Source organism: Pantoea sp. PSNIH1, assembly GCF_007680655.1.
In the GTDB taxonomy this organism is placed as follows: Bacteria; Pseudomonadota; Gammaproteobacteria; order Enterobacterales; family Enterobacteriaceae; genus Pantoea; species Pantoea eucrina.
The window spans coordinates 314,056-338,725 of the sequence record NZ_VEIP01000001.1 but is presented as its reverse complement, the minus strand read 5'-3'; the positions used below and the strand labels follow the sequence as shown (position 1 = coordinate 338,725).

The following is a 24,670-nucleotide window of genomic DNA, read 5'->3' as shown; positions in this document are numbered from 1 at the left end:
CTTCACCTTAATTCCGTTCTGATATCCGGCCCGCCAGCCTGCGGTTCAGTTGTTGTGCGGGGTACGCAGCCGGCGCTGCGTACCCGGTTTTATACTGGCGAAACGGTAAAAATGCCGTAATCACATCCCTCTTCGGCCGCGCTCTGCGTCTGCACCGCCCGGGTTTTCACGCTGTAGCCGAGGCTCTGCGCAATCTGATCCATCGCGCCGGCAAACCAGCCGGTAAACATGTAGTCCACCTTGCGGTTGACCTTGCCGTACTGATAGACGAACGCAGAGTGATCGAGCCGGATCCGCGCCGTGCCCTGTTTCAGATCGAGCGCTTCGGTGGAAAAGAAGCCCCAGCCGCGCTGAGAAAGACGCTTCATGTAGTGCTCAAATACGGCGTCACCGGAGAGACCGTGCAGCGCAGCCTCTTTTTCGCACCAGTGCCAGGCCGATTTATAGCCCGCTTTGTAGAGAATGGCGGCGTAGCGTTCAGCGCCAATCTCCTCTTCAATGCCCATATGGTTGTTCACGAAGAAGTGCCGGGGCACGTACAACATCGGTAACGCATCGGTGGTCCAGACGCCGGTTTCATCATCGACGCTGATGGGCATTTCAGGCGCATGTGCCATGGTTTACCTCGCTTAGTGGTGTGAACAGGCCAGACGATCACTCATGCCAGACATTTGCCAGCAGGTTGAGCCAGTTCTCGCCCATAAATTTGCGCACCTGCTTCTCGGTAAAGCCGTGGCGCAGCAGTGCAGCCGTTAAGTTCGGGAATTCACCCAGCGTGCGAATGCCTTCCGGGTTGATGATTTTGCCGAAGTCGGTGAGCTGGCGGGCGTAGCCCTTGTCGTGCGTCAGCCACTCGAAAAATGCCTGACCGTGGCCCTGCGTGAAGTCGGTGCCGATGCCGATCTGATCTTCACCCACCAGGTTGAAGATGTAGTCGATCGCTTCCACGTAATCTTCAAGCGTGGAGTGAATGCCATTTTTCAGGAACGGGGTAAACATGGTGACGCCCACAAATCCGCCGTGGTCCGCAATAAATTTCAGCTCTTCATCAGATTTATTACGCGGGTGATCTTTCAGGCCAGAGGGAAGGCAGTGGGAGTAACAGACCGGTTTTTTCGACGCGAGGATCACCTCTTTTGAGGTCTGCGCGCCCACGTGCGAAAGGTCGCACAGCATGCCGACGCGGTTCATCTCCGCCACGACTTCATGACCATAACCGGAGAGGCCGCCATCACGCTCATAGCAGCCGGTGCCGACCAGATTCTGCGTGTTATAGGCCATCTGCACCACGCCCACGCCCAGCTCTTTGAACACCTGAATGTAGCCCAGCTGATCTTCAAACGCGTGCGCGTTCTGGAAGCCCATCAGGATGCCGGTTTTGCCTTCATCTTTGGCGCGCCGGATATCGCGGGTGTTGGTTACTTTGGTGACCAGATCGGCGTTCTGCGCAATCAGGTTATTCATTTCCACGATATTATTAACCGTGCCCTGAAACCCTTCCCAGACGGAGACCGTGCAGTTGGCAGCCGTCAGCCCGCCGCGGCGCATATCCTCAAACAGCTCTCTGTCCCATTTCGCAATTACCAGCCCATCGATGACAATCGCAGAATCGTGCAATTCAGTAGCGTTCATATCTTCCTCTCTGGTTTGATTCATAACCGGGTGCGGCCGAATGAAAACAGAATAGGGTTTACGCTGCGGATGAATTGTTCTGAAAACGTCACTTGCCTGACAGCTGGCGCAGCCCCGGAAAGTGAACGGATGGTTTAAACCGATGAGCGGACATAAAAAAGCTGCCCTGAAGGCAGCGTTTTCAGCCGGCGTGAATTACAGGCGGGATGCGTCAGACATCCGTTGATAAAGCCACTGAGCCAAAGGTTGGCTCAAAACGCGCTTCATTCAGGATGCGCAGAGAAGCCGATACCGTACTCTCCTGCTGCCAGTTGGTCAGACCGGGCAGTTCTGCCATAAAAAATTGCGTCAGCGTTTTGCCGCCTCCCTGGCTGTGTACGCCCCGCCGCTCTTCGCGTGGCGGCACGCCAAGATGTTCGCGATAGCATTTGCTGAAGTGCGGCGTAGAGACAAAGCCGCACGCCAGGGCGATTTCAATAATCGACATGGAGGTCTGCTTCAGCAGCTGGCGGGCGCGGAACAGCCGCAGCTTCAGATAGTAACGTGAGGGCGAGCAGCGCAGGTATTTCTGAAACAGCCGCTCCAGCTGACGGCGCGACAGGCCGACGTAACCTGCCAGCTCGTCAAGATCGATCGCCTCCTCAATATTGGCCTCCATCAGCGAGACCGCTTCAACCAGGCTTGGCTGCGCCGTACCGAGTACGTGGCGCAGCGGAATACGCTGGTAGTCTGATTCATTGCGTACGCGATCGCAGATAAACATCTCTGAGATCCCGGCGGTAAGCTGGTGACCAAAATGGCGCTGGATCATCGTCAGCATCATATCCATGGGCACGGTGCCGCCGCTGCTGGTCATGCGATCGTGCTCAATCACAAACAGCTGGTTGGTACAGATGACTTTGGGATACGCCTCCTGCATGGACGCAATGCACTCCCAGTGCGCGCTGCAGTGATACCCATCCAGCAGCCCGGCTTCCGCCAGCAGATAGGGTCCGGTACAGATGCCGCCAATCAGGATTTTGCGGCGCGCCATGCTCTGCAGCCAGCTCACCTGACGGCTGGTATAACTGCGGGTAATGTTGACACCCCCGACCACGATCAGCACATCCAGTGCTGCCACGTTAGCCATCGAATGATCGGGCGTAATTGAAATACCATCACTTGCCACAACGGGCGCACCCTCTTCACTGACGGTACACCAGCTATACAACTCTTTACCGCTTAGCTGGTTCGCCATGCGTAAAGGTTCAACTGCGGTTGCCAGAGCCATCATGGTGAAATTATTGACCAGTAAAAAGCCTACGCTGCGCTTTTTAATATCAGTAGAGGGACTTTTCAAAATTGCGTCTGTGTCGAACATGTGCGCTGACCTCTATTAGGCTAAACAGAAACATTACCCGGGGGCATCTCCCCCAATCGCTTTCCATCACCTATAGAGTAAGCAACAGACATGCCATTCGTCACCAGGATGGCCCTGCGGAAAATGACACACAGTTAACATAAGCGAAACAAATGTTTGTTCAGCTTCACAGATTTGATCATTGCTGCACGAACTGCTCCCTTTAGCCTCAAAACAGTGCAGACGCTGACCCGTTTTGGTTAAGTCAGCGCATTTTGCACTCTTTTACATCACTGTCCACTGCCTGTCCGTATGGCGATCCGCATAAGCTGTCGTAACCAATTAGTTACACAGAATTAACATTCAATCGCGTTGACTGCCAGACCCCCTTTCGACGTCTCTTTGTATTTATCCTGCATATCGCGGCCGGTATCGCGCATGGTACGGATCACTTTATCCAGCGAAATAAAGTGCTGACCATCGCCGCGCAGCGCCATCTGCGCGGCATTAATCGCTTTCATTGCCGCAATCGCGTTGCGTTCAATACAGGGCACCTGCACCAGCCCGCCCACCGGATCGCAGGTCAGGCCAAGATTGTGTTCCAGCGCAATTTCCGCCGCGTTCTCAACCTGTTCCGGCGTGCCGCCCAGCACGTCCGTGAGGCCAGCCGCCGCCATGGCACAGGCGGAGCCGACCTCGCCCTGACAGCCCACCTCAGCGCCGGATATAGATGCATTCTTTTTGCACAGCGCCCCGACCGCGGCCGCCGCCAGCAGAAAGTCCACCACATCCTCTTCGCGCGCGCGGGGTTCAAACTGCATGTAGTACATCAGCACGGCCGGGACAATGCCGGCGGCGCCGTTGGTCGGTGCCGTCATCATGCGCCCGCCCGCGGCATTCTCTTCATTGACCGCCAGCGCATAGAGATTGATCCAGTCCATAGCGGAGAGCGTCGAGCTGATGACATTCTCCGCTGAGGCGCGGCGCAGAGACTGATAGAGCGCTGGCGCACGGCGGCGCACCTGCAGGCCGCCCGGCAGGATACCCTCCTGGGCCAGCCCGTTAGCGATACACTGCTGCATCACCTGCCAGATCTGCGCCAGCCCGCTGCGGATCGCCGCTTCGTCACGCCATACCTTTTCATTTTCCAGCATCAGCGCGCTGATACGCAGCCCCTTTTCGCGGCAGTGGGCCAGCAGCTCCGCTCCGCTGTTAAAGTCATAGGGCAGCGTGCACTGCGGCACCAGATGTGCAGTGGCCGTGGCCTCCTCTTCATCCAGCACAAAGCCGCCGCCGATGGAGTAATAGACCACCGAGAGGCTGTCGCCGGTGCGGAAATAGGCGTTCAGCCGCATGGCGTTCGGGTGATAAGCGAGCACGTCATCCACAAACAGCAGATCCTGATGCCAGTCAAATTCAATGTTTTCCCCCCACGGCAGCGTCACTGAACCGGTTTCACAGATCGCCTGTACCGTGGCGTCAATGATGTGCGGATCGATGGTATCCGGTGAGGCCCCCATCAGCCCGAGCAGCACCGCTTTGTCCGTGCTGTGCCCGCGTCCGGTTGCGCTCAGCGAGCCAAACAGTTCAATTTTAATGCGGCAGAGCGCCTGCCGCCTGGCACTCTGGCTCAGCTGCTCAACAAAGCGCTGCGCCGCGCGCATGGGCCCGACGGTGTGCGAACTGGAGGGGCCAATTCCGACCTTAAATAAATCGAAGACGCTAATACTCATTCTGCTCTCCCGGGCTCACGGCCATGTAGTGTTTACCTGCCGCATTATCGATGGCGTAAAAAATCGATGGATGCCGGAGAACGACGCATTTCACTGTGAACTCGCCATTTTCCGCCCGGCGTAGCCGCCTTACCCTGCCGCACGGTGGCGGGCAGCGCCCTATGTCGCAAATTGACATAGCCCCGGCGTTACCAAACATCCTGGCCGCAGTGGCGCTGGGTATTATCAACTCACACTCAATTCATCGCTGCCCTGAATGGCTCAGTTCCGGAGCAGGCGCCGCGCGATTATCCGGGCAAGGAGAGAGCATGTTTGCGAAAAGCGACACCATTCAGAGCTTTGACAGTGAACTGTGGCAGGCGATAGAGCAGGAAGCAGTGCGTCAGGAAGAGCACATTGAGCTTATCGCTTCAGAGAACTACACCAGCCCGCGCGTTATGCAGGCGCAGGGCACGGTACTGACCAATAAATATGCGGAGGGCTATCCGGCCAAACGCTACTACGGCGGCTGCGAATATGTCGACATCGTGGAGAAACTGGCGATTGAACGCGCCTGTGCGCTGTTCGGCGCCGATTACGCCAACGTGCAGCCGCACTCCGGCTCGCAGGCTAACGCGGCGGTTTATATGGCACTGTGCCAGCCGGGTGACACTGTGCTGGGCATGAGTCTGGCGCACGGCGGCCATCTGACGCACGGCGCACACGTCAATTTCTCCGGCAAGATCTATCACGCCGTGCAGTATGGCCTGAACGAAGCAACGGGCGAGATCGACTACGACCAGGTGGAAGCGCTGGCGCTGGAGCATAAGCCAAAAATGATTGTGGCTGGCTTCTCCGCCTATTCACGCGTGGTTGACTGGGCACGCTTTCGCGCTATCGCCGATAAAACGGGCGCGTGGCTGTTTGTCGATATGGCACACGTCGCGGGCCTCGTCGCCGCCGGTATCTATCCTAATCCGCTGCCGTTCGCTGACGTGGTCACCACCACCACGCATAAAACCCTGCGCGGTCCGCGCGGCGGTCTGATCCTGGCGAAAGCCAATCCGGAGCTGGAGAAGAAACTGAATGCCGCCGTATTCCCCGGCGGCCAGGGCGGTCCGCTGATGCATGTTATCGCCGCCAAAGCGGTAGCCTTTAAAGAGGCGATGCAGCCTGACTACGCAAACTATCAGCGCCAGGTAGTGAAAAATGCGCAGGCGATGGCGGAGGTCTTTATTGCGCGTCAGTACGATGTGGTCTCGGGCGGTACCGATAACCACCTGTTTCTGCTGAGCCTGATCAAACAGGGCCTGACCGGCAAAGCGGCGGACGCCGCGCTGGGCCGCGCCAATATCACCGTCAATAAAAATGCTGTACCGGGCGATCCGCAGTCGCCGTTTGTGACCTCCGGCCTGCGCATCGGTGCACCGGTGATCACCACGCGCGGCTTTAGCGAGGAGAACTGCCGCACGCTGGCAGGCTGGATCGCAGACATCCTCGACGTCATGCACAACGAGGAGCAGCTGGAAGTGAAAATTGCGCAGGTGAAGCAGCAGGTGCTGTCGCTGTGTGCAGATTTCCCGGTTTACCGCTAAGCCAGAACGCCCCCGGCCTGCCGCGGGGCGCCGTCTTACCCTCTGTCCATTCGCACACGCGGTATCGTTACGGGAGTAGATAAACATGCAACGCTATTCAGGATTTGGCCTGCTCAGACACAGTCTGAGCTTTCATGAGAACTGGCAGAAGGTCTGGCGCAACCCGACACCGCAGAAACGCTATGACGTGATTATTATCGGCGGCGGCGGTCACGGTCTGGCTACCGCTTACTATCTGGCAAAGGAGCACGGCATCACCAATGTGGCGGTGCTGGAAAAGGGCCACCTCGGCGGTGGCAACATCTGCCGCAACACCACCATTGTCCGCTCTAACTACCTGTGGGATGAGTCCGCCGCGCTCTATGAGCACTCCATGAAGCTGTGGGAAGGCCTGTCGCAGGAGTTGAACTACAACCAGATGTTCTCGCAGCGCGGCGTCTACCACACCTGCCACACGCTGCAGGATCTGCGCACCAATGAGCGGCTGGCGAACGCCAACCGCCTGCAGGGCGTCGATAACGAAATGGTCTATGGCGACCAGCTGCAGCGCGAGATCCCGGCGCTCGACTGCAGTAAAGATGCGCGCTATCCGGTGCTGGGCGCCTCGGTGCAGCGCCGCGGCGGCAACGCCCGCCACGATGCGGTGGCCTGGGGCTATGCCCGCGCCGCCGACAGCCTGGGCGTGGATCTGATCCAGAACTGTGAAGTGATCGATATGGAGATCAGCGACGGCAAGATCACCGGCGTGAAAACCCGCAACCACGGCGTGATCAAAGCCGATCGCGTGGGCTGCGTCACCGCCGGCAACTCCGGCGTGATGGCGAAAATGGCGGGCTTTGAACTGCCGGTGGAGTCGCATCCGCTGCAGGCGCTGGTCTCCGAGCCGATTAAACCCTTTCTCGATACGGTTGTGATGTCCAACCACGTACACGGCTACATGAGCCAGTCTGATAAAGGCGATCTGGTGATTGGCGCCGGCATCGACGGCTGGGTCGGCTATGGCCAGCGCGGATCCTACAGCGTGATTGAGCACACGATCCAGGCGATTGTTGAGCTCTTCCCCTGCACCAGCCGCGTACGCATGAACCGCCAGTGGGGCGGCATTGTTGATACCTGCCCTGACGCCAGCCCCATCCTTTCCGCGACCCCGGTACGCAACCTGTTTTTCAACTGCGGCTGGGGCACCGGCGGCTTCAAAGGCACCCCCGGCTCCGGCAACCTGTTTGCCCACCAGCTGGCGCACGGCACGCCGCATCCAATCGCTGAACCTTTTGCAATGTCCCGTTTTTACACCGGGGCCCTGGTTGATGAACATGGCGCTGCGGGCGTGGCCCACTAAGGACTTTTAGCATGCTGCACATTTACTGTCCTCACTGTGGTGAGTATCGCGAAGAAGAAGAGTTTCATCCGCGCGGTCAGGCGCATATCGCCCGGCCCGCTAATCCGGATGCCTGCAGCGACGAGGAGTGGGGAACCTTTCTCTATTTCCGCAAAAATCCGCGCGGTATGCATAACGAACTCTGGGTACATAGCGCCGGCTGCCGTAAATTTTTCAACCTGACGCGTGACACACAGACGTATGTAATCAAACGTGTTTATACACTCGATGAACAGCCTGAAGCCGGCGAGCAAGGGTAAGGAGCGCAGAGCATGAGCCAGAAAAATCGCCTGCCGTCCGGCGGCAGAATCAACCGTTCCACCCCGCTGAACTTTACCTGGAACGGCCGTCAGTATCAGGGCTACGAAGGCGATACCGTCGCCTCTGCCCTGCTCGCCAACGGTATCGATATTGTCGGACGCAGTTTTAAATACAGCCGCCCGCGCGGCATCGTTGCCGCGGGCGCGGAAGAGCCTAATGCGGTGCTGCAGCTGGGCGCCTCAGAGGCGACGCAGGTGCCCAACGTGCGCGCCACGCAGCAGACGCTCTATGAGGGGCTGGTCTGCTCGGCCACCAACGGCTGGCCCAATGTGGAATCTGACCTGATGGGGCTGGTGGGTAACCTCGGCGGCAAAGTGATGCCGCCCGGCTTTTACTACAAAACCTTTATGTATCCGCAGTCAATGTGGCCGACTTACGAGAAATTTATCCGTAAGGCCGCCGGGCTGGGACGCGCACCGCGCGAAAAAGATCCTGATATCTACGACGCCATGAATCAGCACTGCGATGTGATGATCGTCGGTGCCGGTCCGGCGGGCCTGATGGCGGCGCTGACCGCCGGCCGCAGCGGCGCACGCGTGATCCTCGCGGATGAGCAAAGCGAACCGGGCGGACACCTGCTCGCCAGCCGCGAACTGATCGAGGGCAAGCCGGCCGCCGACTGGGTGGCTGAGGTGGTGGCTGAGCTGGCCACCATGCCGGAAGTGACGCTGCTGATGCGCGCGACGGTGAACGGCTATCACGATCATAACTTCTTAACCATTAATGAGAACCGCACCGATTACCACGGCGACCGCGCGGCGGCCGGACAGGTACGCCAGCGCATGCACCGCGTGCGGGCGCACTGGGTGGTGCTTGCCACCGGCGCGCAGGAGCGCCCGCTGGTCTTCAGCCATAACGATGTGCCCGGCTGCATGATCCCCTCCGCCATCTCCGTCTATATCAACCGCTACGGCGTGGTGCCCGGCAATCAGCTGGTGCTGATGACCACGAACGACAGCGCCTATCAGACCGCGCTGGACTGGGCCGATGCCGGGCGCGAAGTGGTGGCCGTAGTGGATACCCGCGCCGCCACCAAAGGCGAGCTGGCCGCCGCCGTGCGCCGCCGCGGCATTCGGGTAATTAGCGGCAGCGCGGTGATCGACGTGCAGGGTAAAAAGCGCGTCAGCGGCGTCACTATTGCCGCCATCGATAAAAAAGGCGACGCCCTCACCGGTAAGCCCTTTACCCTCTCCTGCGATACCGTCGCCAGCTCCGGTGGCTGGAGCCCGGTGATCCACCTCGCCGGACATACCGGCAGCCGTCCGGTCTGGAACAATGAAGTGATTGGCTTTCTGCCCGGCCCGACCGCGCAGCAGCAGCTGACGGCGGGCGGCATCAACGGCCGCTACGCGCTCGACAATGTGCTGCAGGAAGGGATCAAAGCGGGTCAGGATGCCGTACTGCAACTCGGCCTGACGCCGGTTGAGGTCGCCCTGCCCGAAGTGAAAAAGTGGATTGAGCATCCGCCCGCCGCGCTGTTTCATATTCCGCACACCAAACCGATCAGCCGCGCGCCAAAGCAGTTTGTTGACTATCAGAATGATGTCACAGCGGCCGGCATTGCGCTGGCAACGCGCGAAGGATTTGAGGCGATTGAGCATATCAAGCGCTATACGGCGATGGGGTTTGGTACCGATCAGGGAAAGCTCGGCAACATCAACGGTATGGCGATTGCCGCCAAAGTAACGGGCAAAACCATTCCCGAGACCGGGACCACGGTGTTCCGTCCGAACTATACCCCGATCGCTTTTGGCGCTATCGCGGGGCGTAACTGCGGCGAGCTGTTCGATCCCAAACGCTTTACCGCGATGCATAAGTGGCACGTGCAGCAGGGGGCGAAATTTGAAGATGTTGGCCAGTGGAAGCGTCCGTGGTACTACCCGCGTCCGGGTGAAACCATGCAGCAGTCGCTGGATCGCGAATGCCGCGCGGTGCGCAGCGGCGTCGGCATCCTCGATGCCTCTACCCTCGGCAAAATTGATATTCAGGGCAAAGATGCGCGCGAATTCATCAGCCGCGTCTATACCAACGCCTGGGCTAAACTCGGCGTCGGCAAGTGCCGCTACGGCCTGATGTGCGGTGAAAGCGGCATGGTGTTTGATGACGGCGTAACCTCCTGCCTCGCGGAGAACCACTTTCTGATGACCACCACCACCGGCGGCGCGGCGCACGTTATGGAGTGGCTGGAACTCTACCACCAGACCGAGTGGCCGGAGCTGGAGGTGTTCTTCACCAGCGTAACCGATCACTGGGCGACCATGACCATTTCCGGTCCGGAGAGCCGCAACCTGCTGGCGGAACTCTGCAGCGATGTGTCGCTGGATAAAGAGACCTTTAAGTTCATGGACTGGCAGGAAGGCACGGTCGCTGGCGTACCGGCGCGTATCTTCCGCATCTCGTTTACCGGTGAGCTCTCGTTTGAGATCAACGTGCAGGCAAACTACGGCCTTGCGGTCTGGGAGAAGCTGTTTGAGCACGGCGCGAAATATGATCTGACGCCGTACGGCACGGAGACCATGCACATTCTGCGGGCGGAGAAAGGTTTTATTATTGCCGGTCAGGATACGGATGGCTCGGTGACGCCGCACGATCTCAATATGGGCTGGTGCGTCGCCGATTCAAAGCCGTTCAGCTATATCGGCAAGCGCGGTATGGCGCGGGCAGACTGCGTGCGCGAGCAGCGTAAACAGCTGGTCGGCCTGAAAACGCGCGATCCGCTGGTGGTCCTGCCGGAAGGCGCGCAGGCGGTAGCCAATCCGCAGCAGCCGGTGCCGATGGATCTGCTGGGCCACGTCAGCTCCAGCTACTGGAGCGCCAATCTGAACCGCAGTATCGCAATGGGCTTTATCAAAGGCGGACTGCAGCGTATGGGCGAAACCGTGTTTTATCCGCTGGCAGATGGCCGCGTGGTGGAAGCGGAAATCTGCAGCCCGGTCTTTATCGATCCGAAAGGAGAACGTCAACATGTCTGAAACCCTCTTACCTGAAACCAAACCCGCAGAGGCCGTCAGACAGGTCGCGGTAATGAACCAGAGTGCGCCGCAGGTACGCGCTGAATCGCCGCTGCACCATGCCGATCGCGGTAACGTCACTGCCAGCCAGTCGCAGCAGGCGGGCGTTGAACTGCGTGAGCTGGCGCTGCGCGGGCATCTGGTGCTGCGCGGTTCGCAAAACAGCGCGAGCTTTATGCAGGGCTGCCTGACGGTATTAGGCCTGCCGCTGCCCACCGCGCCGCTGACCTCCGCCGAAGATGGCGATATCTCCGTGCGCTGGCTCAGTCCCGATGAGTGGCTGGTGGTACTGCCGATGGATCAGCTGTTCCCGGTGGAGAAAGCGCTGCGCGCTGAAATTACTGGTCACTTTTCGGTGGTGAACGTCAGCGGCGGACAGACCATTCTGGCGCTCTCCGGTAAACACGCGGTCGATGTACTGAAAAAGAGCACGGTGCTTGACCTGCATCCGTCACAGTTTCCGGTCGGCAAAGTTGCCGGATCGGTGTTTGCGAAGAGCAGCGCGCTGATCCGCCGCACCGGTCCGGAAAGCTGGGAGCTGGTGATCCGCCGCAGCTTTGCAGAGTACATCTGGCTCTGGCTGCGGGATGCCAGCCGCGAATATGGGCTGAAGATCACCGCGTAATATCCGGCCGTGCCGGCTCTCTCTCCACCGGCACGCCTTTCCCTTATTATCAGGAGTCGCCCATGAGCGTGCTGCCCGATTCATGGATTTTTACCGCCAGCTGCCCGAGTAAATTAGGCACGGTGGATGTCGTGACCCGGTTTATGGCGGAATCGGGTCACTATATTAATGAGATCCATTCGTTCGACGACCGCGTCAGCCACCACTTTTTTATCCGCGTCGCTTTCTCACCAGCCGCGCACTTCAGTACCGATATATTTCGCGATAATTTTACGCCGCGCGTCACTCCGTTTGAGATGCAGTGGCAGCTTACCCCGCCGCAGCATCGTGAACGCGTGGCTATTCTGGTCTCTAAATTTGATCACTGCCTGAACGATCTGTTATTCCGGCATCGCACCGGACAATTATCTATTGATGTGCCGCTGATTATTTCCAACCATCCCGATCTCTGCTCCCTGGCGGAATGGCACGGCATCCCCTGGTACCACCTGCCGGTAAATAATGCGAATCGCGCAGAACAGGAAGCGCAGATTCTCGCTCTGCTGGAACAATATAATATCGACCTGGTGGTTCTGGCACGTTACATGCAAGTTCTTTCACCGCGGATGTGTGAAAAGCTCGACGGTAAAGCCATTAATATTCATCACTCTCTGCTGCCGGGATTTAAAGGCGCGCGTCCTTATCATCAGGCGTGGGAGAAAGGAGTCAAAATGGTCGGTGCCACGGCGCACTACGTTAATAATGATCTGGATGAGGGACCGATTATTACGCAGGGTATTCAGAGCGTGGATCACGCGCTCTATCCCGACGATCTTATCAGCCGCGGCCAGGATATTGAACGCGTCACGCTATTTAACGCGGTGCGTTATCACGTCGAGAAACGCGTATTTTTAAGCGGCAAGCGCACGGTGGTATTTAGTTAGCCGGTGCAGTGTTGAATATAAATGTGCAGCACATGCACCAGCAGGCTGCACGTTTTTATCTTTTTTCGGAAAACAGGGTAATCAGGGATTGATCACGACCTTCAGCGTTAAATAAAACAGAACCTGTCCTGACATCAGCGGCAGGTTTTTAACAACAACACGTAAGTCGCGAGGAAATCACTATGGCGGATTCCAGAGATCCGATGACGCCTGATGGCGAAGTATCACCCTATGATACTGACTATCAGGTAGGCCAGGATAATATTATCGTGAACGTCGGGCCATTTGGTCTGGATATTCACAACCGGGTATTTGCGATATCCGGCATTGCCGTAATCGTATTCGTTATATTAACGCTGGTGTTTCAGAGTGACGTTGCCCCGCTGTTCAAAGGCATGCTTAACTGGCTTACCAGCAAACTCGACTGGTTCTTTCTTTCTGCCGGTAATGTCTTCGTGATCATCTGCCTGGGTCTGGTTTTCTCCCCGCTGGGCAAGGTGCGTCTCGGCGGCACCCTCGCCCGCCCCGATTACAACTATGTCACCTGGTTTTCGATGCTGTTTGCCGCCGGTATGGGCATCGGCCTGATGTTTTACGGCGTCTCGGAGCCGCTGTCGCATTTCTCCAGCGCGATAGGCGGCACGGCCACTGAAAATGGCGTGCGTACCGACTGGGCGCCGCTGGGCGGTGCGAGTGGATCAGCAGAAGAGGCTACGCGGCTGGCCATGGCGGCTACGATTTTCCACTGGGCGCTCCATCCGTGGGCGATCTATGCGGTTCTTGCCCTGGGACTGGCCCTCTTCACCTTTAACAAAGGCCTGCCGCTGACTATCCGGTCACTCTTTTATCCGCTGCTGGGTGACGCCGTATGGGGCTGGCCCGGTCATCTGATCGATATCCTTGCCGTGCTGGCCACGCTGTTTGGCCTCGCTACCTCGCTCGGGCTGGGTGCCTCGCAGGCGGCGTCCGGACTGAATTTCCTGTTTGATGTACCGCTGGGACAAACCACGCAGATTGTACTGGTGATCGCGATTACCGCTATTGCCACCTTTTCTGTGGTCGCCGGGCTGGACGCCGGGGTGCGGCGCTTATCAGAAGCGAACATGATCCTCGCCGGTCTGCTGCTGCTGTTTATTATCGTGGTCGGCCCGACCATGCTGCTGTTTAGCGGCTTTTTCTCTAACCTCGTCTCCTATATTGAGTTCCTGCCCGCGCTCTCCAATCCGGTCTCCCGTCCAGACAGCAATTTTGCCGCCGGCTGGACCTCCTTCTACTGGGCGTGGTGGATCTCCTGGTCACCGTTTGTCGGCATGTTTATCGCGCGTATTTCACGTGGTCGCACGGTACGGGAGTTTATCATCTCCGTGCTGCTGGTCCCGTCACTGGCGTGTGTACTGTGGATGACGGTACTGGGCGGCACCACTATCCATCAATATTTTACTGAGGGATATCAGAGTATTGCTGATGCGATTCTGCCGCTGCAGCTCTTTACCATGCTCGACACGCTGCCGCTGGCCAAAATCACCTGCGTGGTCGCCATCATTCTGGTGGTGGTGTTCTTTGTCACCTCAGCTGACTCCGGCACGCTGGTGATCGATATCATCGCCTCCGGCGGTAAAATTGAATCCCCGACTGCGCAACGCGTATTCTGGTGCGTGTTTGAAGCGCTGGTCGCCATCGTACTGATCCTCGGCGGCGGGCTGGATGCCCTGCAGGCAATGGTGGTCTCCACCGGATTGCCTTTTGCACTGGTGCTGCTGGTCGCATCGGTCGCCGTTATAAAGGGATTGCTCTCTGAGCCGCGCCCGACGCGCCCGGCTCCCGCCGTGCGCAATCAATAGCACGCACGCAGGCGGATAGCCGGCCAGGCTATCCGCCGCTGCAGGTGCAGGAAGGGAGATCGCTATGCAGGCCGGACATCAGGAAATCATCGATTTTATTCAGCGCTACCCGCCGTTTAACACCCTGCCGCTGACGGCGCTGGCACGGATCGCAGCCACCCTTGAGGTGAGCTATTACAAAGCCGGCACGCCGATCCTCACCTTTGGTCAGCAGGTTGACGCCTGGTATCTCATCCGCAGCGGCGCAGTGGAGATCTATCGCCGCAACGGCGACCTCTATAATCGCCTCAGCGCCGGCGGCTATTTTGGTGAGTTCGGCTTATTGCGCGAGAACAGCGTGCGCTTTCCGGTTACCGCCCTGGAAGATACGCTGACCTATCTGATTCCCGCCCCGATTTTTAATGAGCTGTTCAGCAAATATGAAGAGTTTGCCGACCTGGTAGAGGTGGAAGATCGCACCCGGCTGCGGCAGACCGTGGCGCGTACCGAAGAGGCGAGCGACCTGATGACGTCGCGCATCGAGGCGCTAATCAGCCGGCCACCGGTGACCATCGACAGCCGCGCCACGGTGTGTGAAGCCGCACAGAAAATGAGTAAAGAGGGCGTCTCATCCCTGCTGATTGTGACCCCGGAGGCGGATGGGGAGCGTTCCCAAACGCTGGCTGGGATCGTCACGGATAAAGATCTGCGCGACCGGGTAATTGCCCGCGGCCTGAGCTTCGATACGCCAGTCGCGACAATTATGACCGGGCAGCTGACCCACGTCAGTCACCACCAGCTGGTGTTTGAAGCGATGCTCATCATGATGCAGCACAACATACATCATCTGCCGGTGCTGAAGCAGGATCTGCCGGTAGGAGTGATTTCCCAGTCAGATATTATCCGCTATGAGTCACAAAACAGCCTGTTTCTCGTCAGCCGCATTTTTCACTGCAACAGCATCAGTGAGCTGAGCACGCTGAAAAATGAGGTACGCGCCTGCTTTAGCCGCATCGTGCGTGAAGACGCCAATTCGCAGATGACGGGCCGCGCCATGGCGGTGATTGGACGCAGTTTTACGCAGCGGCTGCTGGCGCTGGCTGAAGCGGAGCTGGGGCCGCCGCCGGTGCCCTACTGCTTTATCACGCTGGGGTCGATGGCGCGCCAGGAGCAGCTGCTGGTCACCGACCAGGATAACGCACTGATCCTCGACAACCGGTATGATGCATCCCGCCATGAAGCCTATTTTATGGCGCTGGCGCGCCGCGTCTGTGACGGCCTGGCGGCGTGCGGCTATCACTACTGCAGCGGCAACATCATGGCCACTAACGGCCGCTGGCGGCAGCCGCTGGCCGTCTGGGAAGGATACTTTGATGAGTGGATCGACACCCCTTCCCCGCAGACATTGCTCGACAGCGCAATCTTCTTCGATCTTGATGCCGTCTGGGGCCAGCTGGCGTGGGGCGAGCAGCTGAATAAACGCATTACGCATAAAGTCCGGCACAACTCGCGCTTTCTCGCCTGCATGGCGCGCAACGCGCTGCTGCGCAAACCGCCGCTGGGGTTCTTTAAAAATTTTGTCATGGAGCCTTCCGGTCAGCATACGCAGTCTATCGATATGAAACGGCGCGGCACCGCGCCGCTGGCGGATCTGATCCGCGTGCACGCGCTGGCGGCCGGTTCAGCCGCTCGCAACTCGTTTGATCGGCTGCAGGATATTATGCAAACCGACCTGCTGCCGCACGGACGCGGTCAGGATCTGCGCGATGCGCTGGAGTTTATCTCGATGGTGCGTATCCGCCATCAGGCGCAGGACGTGGAGAGCGGTCAGGAGCCGGATAACCGCATTGAACCGCTTAATCTTTCTGAGTTCGAACGCAAAAATCTCAAAGATGCGTTTCAGATCCTGAGCAACGCACAAAAATTTCTCAAATACCGCTATCAGCCAGGCCGGAAAGTGTGAGGTAAACATGCTGCACATCAGTAAACAGCTGCTGCGTTCCGCCCCCGCGCCCGCGCCGCATGCGGGAGTCGCGCCCGCGTGGCCCGCGCTGCTGGCGCAGCAGGCCGCGACGGCACGCCATCCGGCGCTGCAGCACTACTACCGGGCGGGCGTACCGGACGCGGCGACGCCGATCGGCGAGGTGCCGCTGCTGGCAATGGATTTTGAAACCACCGGGCTGAATACCCGGCGCGACGATATTGTCAGTATCGGCCTTATCCCTTTCAGCCTGACGCGTATCCGGCTGAGTGAAAGCGCACACTGGATCCTCAACCCGCGGGCCGACTTGCGCCATGAATCAGTGGTGATCCACGGCATCACCCACGCGACGGTCGCGCAGGCGCCCGACCTGAGCGAGCGGCTGCTGAAGCTGCTGACGATGATGGCGGGTCGCGTCATGGTGGTGCACCATCGCGGCATTGAGCAGCATTTTCTGAACGCGGCGCTGCAGCGGCGCATCGGAGAGGGCATTATTTTCCCCTGTATCGACACGCTGGCGCTGGAGGGGCTGCTCTGTCAGCACGCGCCGCTCAGCCGGCTGAAGAGACTCTGGCGCGGCAGGTCACGCCCCTCGCTCTGCCTGCCGGAGAGCCGGGCGCGCTATCATCTGCCGCACTACCCGGCCCATAACGCGCTGACGGATGCGCTGGGCTGTGCCGAGCTGCTACAGGCGCAGTGTGCCCACCATTTTCCGCCGCAGACGCCTTTGCGTGAGTTATGGTGCTGAGCCAGCCGCTTTTGCCACCATACGCCGGTAGTTATGCAGCCACTTGCCGCTATTGAGCCGCCACCAGAAGCAGAGACCGCGCACCGTCCAGTCCAGGAACATGCCAAGCCACACGCCGATCACCCCCATGCCCAGTTCGATGCCCAGCAGGTAGCCTGCCACCACGCGAGCGCCCCACATGCTGAACATTGATACAAACATGGTATAGCGCGCATCGCGGGCGCCTTTCAGTCCGGCAGGCAGCACCCAGGAGGCGGTCCAGATCGGCATAAACGCGGCGTTGAGCCAGATCAGATGTTTCGTGACTTCAATCACTTCCGGGTCGCGGGTATAGAAGCGCGCCAGCGTACCCGCCAGCGGCACGGTGATCAGCGCCAGCGTACAGAGCCCGATCATCGCCAGCCAGAACACATGCCTGATCTGCCGCTCCGCCTGAAACACCTGATTCCGGCCCAGACGCTTGCCGGTAATAATGGTAGAGGCCGAACCCAGCGCGTTGCCCGGCAGGTTGATCAGCGTGGCGATAGAAAAGGCGATAAAGTTGCCGGCGATTTCATTGGTGCCCATACCGGCGACAAAGATCTGCGTCAGCAGCTTACCGCCGTTAAACAGCACGGACTCAATACTCGCCGGCACCCCGATGCCCAGCACCTCCATCAGAATGGCGCGATCCCAGCGGCGGAAGTAGCTGCTGAGCGTAAGCTTCAGCGCCGGGCTGATACCGCGCCAGAGCGCATAGAGCACCGCCAGCGCCCCGATATAGCGCGAAATCGTCAGCCCGAGGCCCGCCCCGACGAAGCCCATCCCTTCCCAGCCCAGCGCGCCATAAATCAGCACGCTACTGATCATGATGTTCAGGATATTCATGCCGCCGTTGATCAGCATCGGGATTTTGGTGTTGCCCGCCCCGCGCAGGGCGCCGCTGCCGATCAGCGCAATCGCCGCCGCCGGGTAGCTCCAGGCGGAGGTCTGCAGGTAGCTCAGCGCCAGCTGTTTGACCTGCGGATCGGCGCTGCCGGCGATGACGTCGATAATCAGGTGTCCCCAGAACTCTATCGCCAGCGCCAGTACCAGCGCCAGCACGGTCATCAGCCCCAGCGACTGCCGGGTGGCGGCGCGGGCGCGTTTACCGTTACGGCGCGCCAGGCTAAACGCCACCACCACCGTGGTGCCAAGATCGATAGCGGCAAAAAAGGAGATGATCACCATGTTGAAGCTGTCTGCCAGCCCGACACCCGCCATCGCCTCTTTGCCCAGCCAGCTGACCAGAAACGTGCTTAGCACGCCCATCAGCATCACGCAGAGGTTTTCAATAAAGATAGGGATCGCCAGCGGCGCGATCTCACGCCACAACAGCGTGCGGTACATCCGGCGCCGCGGATACCACGCCGTGTTACGCACCGCCCGCATTACTGCCACACCGGGATTTTGCAAGAGAGTACCAAATCACTTTGGATGAGAGAGGAGAGGTAATGATGATAGGCGGCCAGCGATTATGCAAAGTCTTTGCGGCGGCCATTTAATCATTATTACAAACTTTTTATTTCTGCCCGCTTTGCGCAGCCACGTTAATTTCTGTACGCAATAATTACGCTGGCATAGCGTCACAGATTCTTAATTATATCAGCCGGTTTATCCGCTATGCTCTGCTCAACCTGATCCATTTTCCTGAAGGAGAATCTATGCAAACACAACGGAACGGATTGACTGCCCATCAGGCACTGGATGAGCTGGAGCGCAGCTATGAAGCAGCAGTTGACGCACTGCGCAACGCCATTCGCGACTTCACTGAACGAGGCACGCTGCCTGACGCAGAGCAGCGGCAGCAGGGGCTGTTTGTCTATCCGGAGCTGCGCCTGACCTGGCAGGGAGAGGGTCCGCAGCAGAACCGCACCCGTGCCTGGGGCCGCTTTACCCATACCGGCCGCTACAGCACGACGATTACCCGCCCTGCGCTGCTGCGCCACTATCTCAGCGAGCAGCTGCAGATGATTGAGAAAGAGTATGAGGTGCTGATTGAAGTGGGGCCGTCGCAGCAGGAGATCCCCTACCCTTACGTGATTGACGGCTCGGATCTGTCGCTGGATCGCTCAATGAGCGCCAGTATTGCCCGCCACTTTCCGACTACCGAGCTGTCGCAGATTGGCGATGAAACCGCTGATGGCCTGTTCAACGCCGATGCCCGCTTCCCGCTCTCCCACTTTGACGCGCTGCGCACCGACTTCTCGCTGGCGCGTCTGCGCCACTACACCGGTACGGCAGTGGAACACTTCCAGCCTTTCGTGCTGTTTACCAACTACACCCGGTACGTCGATGAGTTTGTGCGCTGGGCGATAGAACAGGTGCAGGATCCCGCCACGCCGTATGACAGCCTCGCCTGCGCCGGCGATGTGGTGATCACGGCGGAAACGGCCGATCCGGCGGCGATGATGTCCGATCTGGCGTGGAAAAAGCACCAGATGCCCGCCTGGCATCTTACCTCGCCTAACCGACGCGGGATTACGCTGGTCAATATTGGTGTGGGCCCCTCCAATGCTAAAACGATCTGCGATCACCTGGCGGTCACGCGTCCGCACGCCTGGCTGATGATTGGCCACTGCGGCGGCCTGCGCGAAAGTCAGAATATCGGCGACTATGTGCTGGCGCACGCCTACCTGCGTGATGACCATGTGCTCGACAGCGTGCTGCCGCCGGATATTCCGGTACCCAGCATCGCCGAAGTGCAGCGTGCGCTCTATGACGCAACCAAGTCAGTGAGCGGTATGCCGGGTGAAGAGGTTAAACAGCGGCTGCGTACCGGTACGGTGGTGACCACGGACGATCGTAACTGGGAGCTGCGCTACGCCGCTTCCGCGCTGCGTTTTAACCTGAGCCGCGCCGTGGCGGTGGATATGGAGAGCGCGACCATCGCGGCGCAGGGCTACCGTTTCCGCGTGCCTTACGGCACGCTGCTGTGCGTATCGGATAAACCGCTGCACGGTGAGATCAAGCTGCCGGGTCAGGCGAATCGCTTTTATGAAGGGGCCATCTCTGAGCATCTGCAGATTGGCATCTGTGCGGTGGAGCTGCTGCGCGCCGAGGGCGATAAGCTGCACTCCCGCAAGCTGCGCACCTTTAATGAGCCGCCGTTCCGCTAACGCACCGGCCAGCCATTATCAGCAGGGAAGCCCGTCCGGGCTTCCCTTTTTTTCATCAGGCGCTGAGCCAGCCCAGCTTGATGACAAACAGCAGCGAGAGGATCACCAGTGCGCTATTCACTTCACGGGCGCGGCCGCTCAGCAGCTTAACAACGGTCCAGGTAATGAAACCAAAGGCGATGCCGTTCGCAATTGAGTAGGTCAGCGGCATGGTCAGCGCCGTTACCGTTACCGGTGCCGCCGTCGTCACATCTTTCCAGTCGATTTCCGCCAGGCCCGATGCCATCAGCACGGCGACGAACAGCAGCGCCGGGGCGGTGGCCCAGACCGGTACGCTACCCGCCAGCGGCGAGAAGAACAGGCTCAGCAGAAACAGCGCGGCCACCACAATGGCCGTCAGGCCGGTGCGTCCGCCGGCGCTGACGCCAGCCGCAGATTCCACATAGCTGGTGGTGGTTGAGGTGCCGAGCAGTGAGCCAAACAGCGCAGCCGCGCTGTCAGCAATCAGTGCACGTCCCATTTTTGGCACGTTGCCCTGCTCATCTGCCAGACCTGCGCGTTTGGTTACGCCCAGCAGGGTGCCGGTATTATCAAACACATCAACAAACAGAAAGGCAAAAATAACGCTTACCAGCCCCACATTAAAGGCGCCGGCAATATCGAGCTGCATAAAGGTAGGCGCGATTGAAGGCGGCGCGGAGAAGACGCCGCCAAACGGCGTCAGGCCGATGCCCATAGAGATAAAGGTCACCACCAGAATGCCAATCAGCACCGCGCCGGTCACGCGGCGCGCTTCCAGTACCACGATGATAAAAAAGCCGAGCAGCGCCAGCAGCGGCCCTGGTTTGGTCAGATCGCCCAGCCCGACCAGCGTCGCCGGGTTATCCACCACAATGCCGGCCCCTTCCAGCGCAATCAGCGCCAGGAACAGGCCGATACCGGCGGCGATGCCGGCGCGCAGCGGCAGCGGGATGCTGGCAATAATCCACTCGCGGATTTTAAAGATCGAGAGCGCAAAGAAGATCACCGCCGACAGAAACACCGCGCCCAGCGCAATCTGCCAGGTGTAGCCCATATGCAGCACCACGGTGTAGGTAAAGAACGCGTTCAGCCCCATGCCGGGTGCCAGCGCAATCGGATAGTTAGCAATCAGTCCCATCAGAATTGAGCCGATCGCCGCCGCCAGGCAGGTCGCCACAAACACCGCCCCTTTATCCATGCCGGTCGCGCCCAGAATAGAGGGGTTAACAAACAGGATATAGGCCATGGCGAGGAAAGTGGTGATCCCCGCCACGATCTCCGTGCGCACGGTGGTGTTGTGCGCTTTAAGCTTAAACAGTTTCTCTAACATCATTTTCTCTCATGAGCGGAGACGCAGCGGCTGCGCGTTCTCACTGGCCAAAGTGGTTAACAGCTGATCGTTGTTGCTGAAAGCGAGCCTGCCGGACGTGAGGTGTCCCCTCCGCTTTCCCCTGTCCTGATAGCAATTGCTGTGCCATCTCCTGCGCAATCGTTTACGTTTTCCGTTGCGCATCCGGTTAAGAAAAGTCTGAACCAGAAAGAGGCGCGATTATGGTGCATTGCCCCGCTGCTGCGCAATCGTTTTCCTTGCTGCCCTATAAAGCGCGATAATTTTGCGGTGCCGCACGCTTTCGCGTTCTGCCTGGCGATATCGCTCACGTTTCTGCTGCACGATTCAGCAGGCTAAAAACAGCAGGTTATAGTGCCTTTACTCTCTGCATGATAACGAGGCCGCGCCATGAAGCCCGCGATACTGATCGTTGACGATGATCGTGCCATCTGCGAACTGCTGCACGATGTCTTAAGTGAGCACGTTTCCGCCGTGTATCGCTGCCACCTCGGGCGCGATGTTCAGGCGCTGCTGACGCAGCATCCGGATATTTCGCTGGTGATGCTCGATATGATGCTGCCGGATACGAACGGGCTGCTGGTTCTGCAGCAGATCCAGCGTGAGCGGCCGGATGTGCTGGTGATCATGCTGACCGGAATGGGCTCGGAAGCGGAGATGGTGGTGGGCCTGGAAATGGGTGCCGATGACTATATCGCTAAACCCTTTAATCCGCGCGTGGTCGTGGCGCGCGCGCGCGCCGCACTGCGCCGCAGCGGCAGGCAGGATGAACCAGACGCTGTTATCCCTGCGGGCTGGCAGTTCAACGGCTGGCAGCTGGATGAGGTGCGCTGCCAGCTGCTGAATCCGCAGCGTGAAAGCGTGCCGCTGACGCAGGGGGAATATACGCTGCTGCGCGCGCTGGTCGCACACGCCCGCAAAGTGTTAACCCGCGACCAGCTGCTGGAGCTGACGCACAGCGAAACGCTGGATGTCTTTGACCGCACTATCGACGTGCTGATCATGCGGCTGCGGCGCAAAATCGAAGCTAATCCGCATCAGCCAAACCTTATCCGCACCATTCGCGGCCTCGGCTATGTATTTTCAGCTGACGTGGTGCGTCCGGCAGCGCGCGTATCGCAGATCGCCTGATCCATCCAGCGCTGCATCTCCGGCAGCGGCCGGATCCCATCCAGCGCGTTCGCCGCGCGCAGGTTAAAGCAGGCGCAGGTGTGCGCCAGCTGCAGCGTGGCTGACAGCGTAAAGCCCTCGTGGCTGGCGTACAGCACGCCGGCGCAGAAAGCGTCACCCGCTCCCACGCTGCCGACAATGTCGCTGGCATTCAGCTGCCACGCCGGCTGCCAGCACGCCTCTCCGCCCCTTTCTGTCCCCCACGCCCCTTCCGGCGCGTGGATCACCACGCGCTGACGCACCCCCTGCTGCAGCAGCCACGCGCCCGCGGCAGCAAACGTCTCCGGCGATGCCAGCCCGGCGCCGTGCCGCAGCGGGATACCGGTCAGCGCCGCCGCCTCCAGCTCATTAATGATTAAATAGTCGAGCCAGCGCAGCGCCGGCAGCACCAGGCTGCGGTGATCGCCGGCGCGCGAGACCAGATCGAGCGAGGTCAGATAGCCGCGCTGCTGCATCTGCGCCAGCAGCCGCGCGCTGCGCGTGCCGAACTGCGCGTCGGGCCGGTCAAGCTGGTCGAGCAGCAGCAGATAGCCGAGGTGAAAAATGCGGTGCGGAGTAGTAAGGTCGCGGAAATGCGCCACATCAAGCAGCGCGCTGGCGCCGCGCGCGTGAAAAAAGGTGCGCTGACCATCCGGCGCGGTCATTACCTGCGTCATGGCAGTGGCCGCCGCGCGGGTGCGCGTTACGCCGCGGCAATCCACCCCCTCCTCGCGCAGTCGCTGCAGCAGATAGTCACCGTCCGCATCCTCGCCCGTGATACCGGCAGCCGCCAGCGGTAAACCTGACTGCATGCGCGCCAGCGTCAGGAGCACATTCGGCACCGCGCCGCCGCTGCAGCGCTCGCGCGCCACGATTTCGGTCAGCCAGCCCTGATCCGGCCAGTGCGTAATGCGCTGGACATGATCGACCAGCAGAGTACCGGCGGCCAGAATGCCGCTGCGTGCCGTCATCTCAGGCGCGTCCGCTGCTGCCGAAAATCTGCATCTGCTGCGCGACCACGCGGCTGATATTGCGCTCCACCGCCATAAGCAGCTCAGCAAAGCTGTCATAGCGGGCGTCGCGCTGATCCATCTGCGTTTCTATTGCGTCCAGCGCCGCCTGGGACATGCCGGTGTAGAAGTTGATTTTATGAATGCCGAGCGTAATGGCGCGGCGAAAGTCGGCGTCGCTAATCCCTGAGCCGCCGTGCAGCACCAGCGGAATACCTGCCGCGCTGCGGATCGCCGCCAGCCGGTCAAAGTCGAGGCGCGGTTCGCCTTTATATTTACCGTGTGCGTTACCGATCGCCACCGCCAGGCAGTCGATGCCGGTACTCTGCACAAAGTCAGCCGCCAGCGCCGGATCGGTAAATTTTGCGCTGTCCGCTTCACCGGCCAGCGCCCCGCCCTCGTCGCCTCCCACCGCGCCTAGCTCCGCTTCGACCGAGACGCCCACCGCATGACAGAGTTTTACGACCTCCTGCGTTTGACGCACATTCTCGTCATAGCTCAGCCCGGAGCCGTCAAACATCACCGAGGTAAAGCCCAGGCGCACCGCCTGCACCACCGCCTCGAAATGCAGACCGTGATCGAGATTGAGCACCACCGGAATCGCGTGCCGCGCCGCCTCGCAGCGAATCGCCGCGACCAGGTGATCGAGGCTGACATACTTAAAGTGCACCTCTGCAAGGTTGATGATAAAGGGTGAACGCTGCTGCTCCGCTGCCTGAAACAGCGCGCGCAGAAAGTGGGTATCGAGGACGTTAAATGCGCCCAGCGCGTAGCCGTGCTGCTGCGCATGGGCCAGCCCCTGCGCCAGAGATATCAGTGCCATGAAGTGCTCCCGTCACGTGAGGGGTAATGGAGGCTGCGGCGGCCAGGCAACATACCTGCCGCCGCAGCCCTCTCCTGCAGGCAGGAAAGGGATGACG

Annotated in this window: 19 protein-coding genes; 11 read left to right on the top strand and 8 right to left on the bottom strand. The window is 59.6% G+C overall.

Annotated features, from left to right (window positions below; all coding sequences use genetic code 11):
* Positions 1-89: 89 nt before the first annotated feature.
* The 4 genes from FS690_RS01480 to FS690_RS01465 form a co-directional block, all read right to left on the bottom strand.
* Entirely contained in the window at positions 90-617 is a 528-nt protein-coding gene (locus FS690_RS01480; RefSeq protein ID WP_145338980.1) for a 4-vinyl reductase, read from the bottom strand.
* A gap of 37 nt (positions 618-654) precedes the next feature.
* Positions 655-1,632 (bottom strand): dipeptidase, encoded by a 978-nt coding sequence (locus tag FS690_RS01475; protein WP_145338979.1) that lies wholly within the window; start codon positions 1,630-1,632, stop codon positions 655-657.
* 211 nt (positions 1,633-1,843) lie between these two features.
* Complete coding sequence (locus tag FS690_RS01470) at positions 1,844-2,992, bottom strand: GlxA family transcriptional regulator (RefSeq protein ID WP_145338978.1); 1,149 nt, start codon at positions 2,990-2,992, stop codon at positions 1,844-1,846.
* A 335-nt stretch (positions 2,993-3,327) separates the two neighbouring features.
* Positions 3,328-4,704, bottom strand: a complete 1,377-nt coding sequence (locus FS690_RS01465; protein WP_145338977.1) for an L-serine ammonia-lyase — start codon at positions 4,702-4,704, stop codon at positions 3,328-3,330.
* Between the two features lie 308 nt (positions 4,705-5,012).
* Between FS690_RS01465 and glyA the strand changes: the two genes are divergently transcribed.
* From glyA to FS690_RS01420, 9 genes are all read left to right on the top strand, one after another.
* Positions 5,013-6,278 (top strand): serine hydroxymethyltransferase, encoded by a 1,266-nt coding sequence (glyA, locus tag FS690_RS01460; RefSeq protein ID WP_104085149.1) that lies wholly within the window; start codon positions 5,013-5,015, stop codon positions 6,276-6,278.
* An 85-nt stretch (positions 6,279-6,363) separates the two neighbouring features.
* Positions 6,364-7,617, top strand: coding sequence for a sarcosine oxidase subunit beta family protein (locus FS690_RS01455; protein WP_104085150.1), 1,254 nt, complete (start codon positions 6,364-6,366; stop codon positions 7,615-7,617).
* Between the two features lie 11 nt (positions 7,618-7,628).
* Positions 7,629-7,916, top strand: a complete 288-nt coding sequence (locus tag FS690_RS01450) for a sarcosine oxidase subunit delta (RefSeq protein WP_145338976.1) — start codon at positions 7,629-7,631, stop codon at positions 7,914-7,916.
* 12 nt (positions 7,917-7,928) lie between these two features.
* The gene (locus FS690_RS01445; RefSeq protein ID WP_145338975.1) at positions 7,929-10,949 is read left to right on the top strand and encodes a sarcosine oxidase subunit alpha; all 3,021 of its coding nucleotides are present in this window, start codon (positions 7,929-7,931) and stop codon (positions 10,947-10,949) included.
* Positions 10,942-11,613, top strand: a complete 672-nt coding sequence (locus FS690_RS01440; protein ID WP_082032665.1) for a sarcosine oxidase subunit gamma — start codon at positions 10,942-10,944, stop codon at positions 11,611-11,613. Before FS690_RS01445 ends, FS690_RS01440 begins: the two co-directional genes overlap by 8 nt.
* Before the next feature lie 62 nt (positions 11,614-11,675).
* The gene (gene purU / locus FS690_RS01435) at positions 11,676-12,536 is read left to right on the top strand and encodes a formyltetrahydrofolate deformylase (protein ID WP_039385228.1); all 861 of its coding nucleotides are present in this window, start codon (positions 11,676-11,678) and stop codon (positions 12,534-12,536) included.
* A 182-nt stretch (positions 12,537-12,718) separates the two neighbouring features.
* Complete coding sequence (locus tag FS690_RS01430) at positions 12,719-14,377, top strand: BCCT family transporter (RefSeq protein ID WP_145338974.1); 1,659 nt, start codon at positions 12,719-12,721, stop codon at positions 14,375-14,377.
* A 64-nt stretch (positions 14,378-14,441) separates the two neighbouring features.
* Positions 14,442-16,319, top strand: coding sequence for a DUF294 nucleotidyltransferase-like domain-containing protein (locus FS690_RS01425; RefSeq protein ID WP_145338973.1), 1,878 nt, complete (start codon positions 14,442-14,444; stop codon positions 16,317-16,319).
* Positions 16,320-16,326: 7 nt separating this feature from the next.
* A complete protein-coding gene (locus FS690_RS01420; protein ID WP_039385234.1) occupies positions 16,327-17,085 on the top strand; it encodes a 3'-5' exonuclease in 759 nt (252 codons plus the stop codon).
* On the opposite strand, the gene FS690_RS01415 is transcribed toward FS690_RS01420, so the two are convergent.
* Complete coding sequence (locus tag FS690_RS01415) at positions 17,074-18,495, bottom strand: EmmdR/YeeO family multidrug/toxin efflux MATE transporter (protein ID WP_145338972.1); 1,422 nt, start codon at positions 18,493-18,495, stop codon at positions 17,074-17,076. The two genes, FS690_RS01420 and FS690_RS01415, sit on opposite strands and share 12 nt — an antisense overlap.
* 272 nt (positions 18,496-18,767) lie before the next feature.
* Between FS690_RS01415 and FS690_RS01410 the strand changes: the two genes are divergently transcribed.
* Positions 18,768-20,222 (top strand): AMP nucleosidase, encoded by a 1,455-nt coding sequence (locus FS690_RS01410; RefSeq protein ID WP_145338971.1) that lies wholly within the window; start codon positions 18,768-18,770, stop codon positions 20,220-20,222.
* A gap of 55 nt (positions 20,223-20,277) precedes the next feature.
* Here the strand turns inward: FS690_RS01410 and FS690_RS01405 are convergent, their stop codons facing one another.
* Positions 20,278-21,576, bottom strand: a complete 1,299-nt coding sequence (locus FS690_RS01405; RefSeq protein WP_217647492.1) for an NCS2 family permease — start codon at positions 21,574-21,576, stop codon at positions 20,278-20,280.
* A gap of 405 nt (positions 21,577-21,981) precedes the next feature.
* On the opposite strand from FS690_RS01405, the gene FS690_RS01400 reads away from it, so the two are divergent.
* Positions 21,982-22,722, top strand: a complete 741-nt coding sequence (locus FS690_RS01400) for a response regulator (RefSeq protein ID WP_039385241.1) — start codon at positions 21,982-21,984, stop codon at positions 22,720-22,722.
* On the opposite strand, the gene FS690_RS01395 is transcribed toward FS690_RS01400, so the two are convergent.
* Both FS690_RS01395 and FS690_RS01390 read right to left on the bottom strand, forming a co-directional pair.
* The gene (locus FS690_RS01395) at positions 22,665-23,711 is read right to left on the bottom strand and encodes a carbohydrate kinase family protein (protein ID WP_145338970.1); all 1,047 of its coding nucleotides are present in this window, start codon (positions 23,709-23,711) and stop codon (positions 22,665-22,667) included. The two genes, FS690_RS01400 and FS690_RS01395, sit on opposite strands and share 58 nt — an antisense overlap.
* Before the next feature lies 1 nt (position 23,712).
* Entirely contained in the window at positions 23,713-24,573 is an 861-nt protein-coding gene (locus FS690_RS01390; RefSeq protein ID WP_145338969.1) for a ketose 1,6-bisphosphate aldolase, read from the bottom strand.
* Between the last annotated feature and the right edge of the window lie 97 nt (positions 24,574-24,670).

What these genes read in the sequence shown, in the direction of transcription:
- FS690_RS01480 (WP_145338980.1), bottom strand. Translation starts at nt 617, where the DNA reads ATGGCACATGCGCCTGAAATGCCCATCAGCGTCGATGATGAAACCGGC.
- FS690_RS01475 (WP_145338979.1), bottom strand. Translation starts at nt 1,632, where the DNA reads ATGAACGCTACTGAATTGCACGATTCTGCGATTGTCATCGATGGGCTG.
- FS690_RS01470 (WP_145338978.1), bottom strand. Translation starts at nt 2,992, where the DNA reads ATGTTCGACACAGACGCAATTTTGAAAAGTCCCTCTACTGATATTAAA.
- FS690_RS01465 (WP_145338977.1), bottom strand. Translation starts at nt 4,704, where the DNA reads ATGAGTATTAGCGTCTTCGATTTATTTAAGGTCGGAATTGGCCCCTCC.
- glyA (WP_104085149.1), top strand. Translation starts at nt 5,013, where the DNA reads ATGTTTGCGAAAAGCGACACCATTCAGAGCTTTGACAGTGAACTGTGG.
- FS690_RS01455 (WP_104085150.1), top strand. Translation starts at nt 6,364, where the DNA reads ATGCAACGCTATTCAGGATTTGGCCTGCTCAGACACAGTCTGAGCTTT.
- FS690_RS01450 (WP_145338976.1), top strand. Translation starts at nt 7,629, where the DNA reads ATGCTGCACATTTACTGTCCTCACTGTGGTGAGTATCGCGAAGAAGAA.
- FS690_RS01445 (WP_145338975.1), top strand. Translation starts at nt 7,929, where the DNA reads ATGAGCCAGAAAAATCGCCTGCCGTCCGGCGGCAGAATCAACCGTTCC.
- FS690_RS01440 (WP_082032665.1), top strand. Translation starts at nt 10,942, where the DNA reads ATGTCTGAAACCCTCTTACCTGAAACCAAACCCGCAGAGGCCGTCAGA.
- purU (WP_039385228.1), top strand. Translation starts at nt 11,676, where the DNA reads ATGAGCGTGCTGCCCGATTCATGGATTTTTACCGCCAGCTGCCCGAGT.
- FS690_RS01430 (WP_145338974.1), top strand. Translation starts at nt 12,719, where the DNA reads ATGGCGGATTCCAGAGATCCGATGACGCCTGATGGCGAAGTATCACCC.
- FS690_RS01425 (WP_145338973.1), top strand. Translation starts at nt 14,442, where the DNA reads ATGCAGGCCGGACATCAGGAAATCATCGATTTTATTCAGCGCTACCCG.
- FS690_RS01420 (WP_039385234.1), top strand. Translation starts at nt 16,327, where the DNA reads ATGCTGCACATCAGTAAACAGCTGCTGCGTTCCGCCCCCGCGCCCGCG.
- FS690_RS01415 (WP_145338972.1), bottom strand. Translation starts at nt 18,495, where the DNA reads ATGCGGGCGGTGCGTAACACGGCGTGGTATCCGCGGCGCCGGATGTAC.
- FS690_RS01410 (WP_145338971.1), top strand. Translation starts at nt 18,768, where the DNA reads ATGCAAACACAACGGAACGGATTGACTGCCCATCAGGCACTGGATGAG.
- FS690_RS01405 (WP_217647492.1), bottom strand. Translation starts at nt 21,576, where the DNA reads ATGATGTTAGAGAAACTGTTTAAGCTTAAAGCGCACAACACCACCGTG.
- FS690_RS01400 (WP_039385241.1), top strand. Translation starts at nt 21,982, where the DNA reads ATGAAGCCCGCGATACTGATCGTTGACGATGATCGTGCCATCTGCGAA.
- FS690_RS01395 (WP_145338970.1), bottom strand. Translation starts at nt 23,711, where the DNA reads ATGACGGCACGCAGCGGCATTCTGGCCGCCGGTACTCTGCTGGTCGAT.
- FS690_RS01390 (WP_145338969.1), bottom strand. Translation starts at nt 24,573, where the DNA reads ATGGCACTGATATCTCTGGCGCAGGGGCTGGCCCATGCGCAGCAGCAC.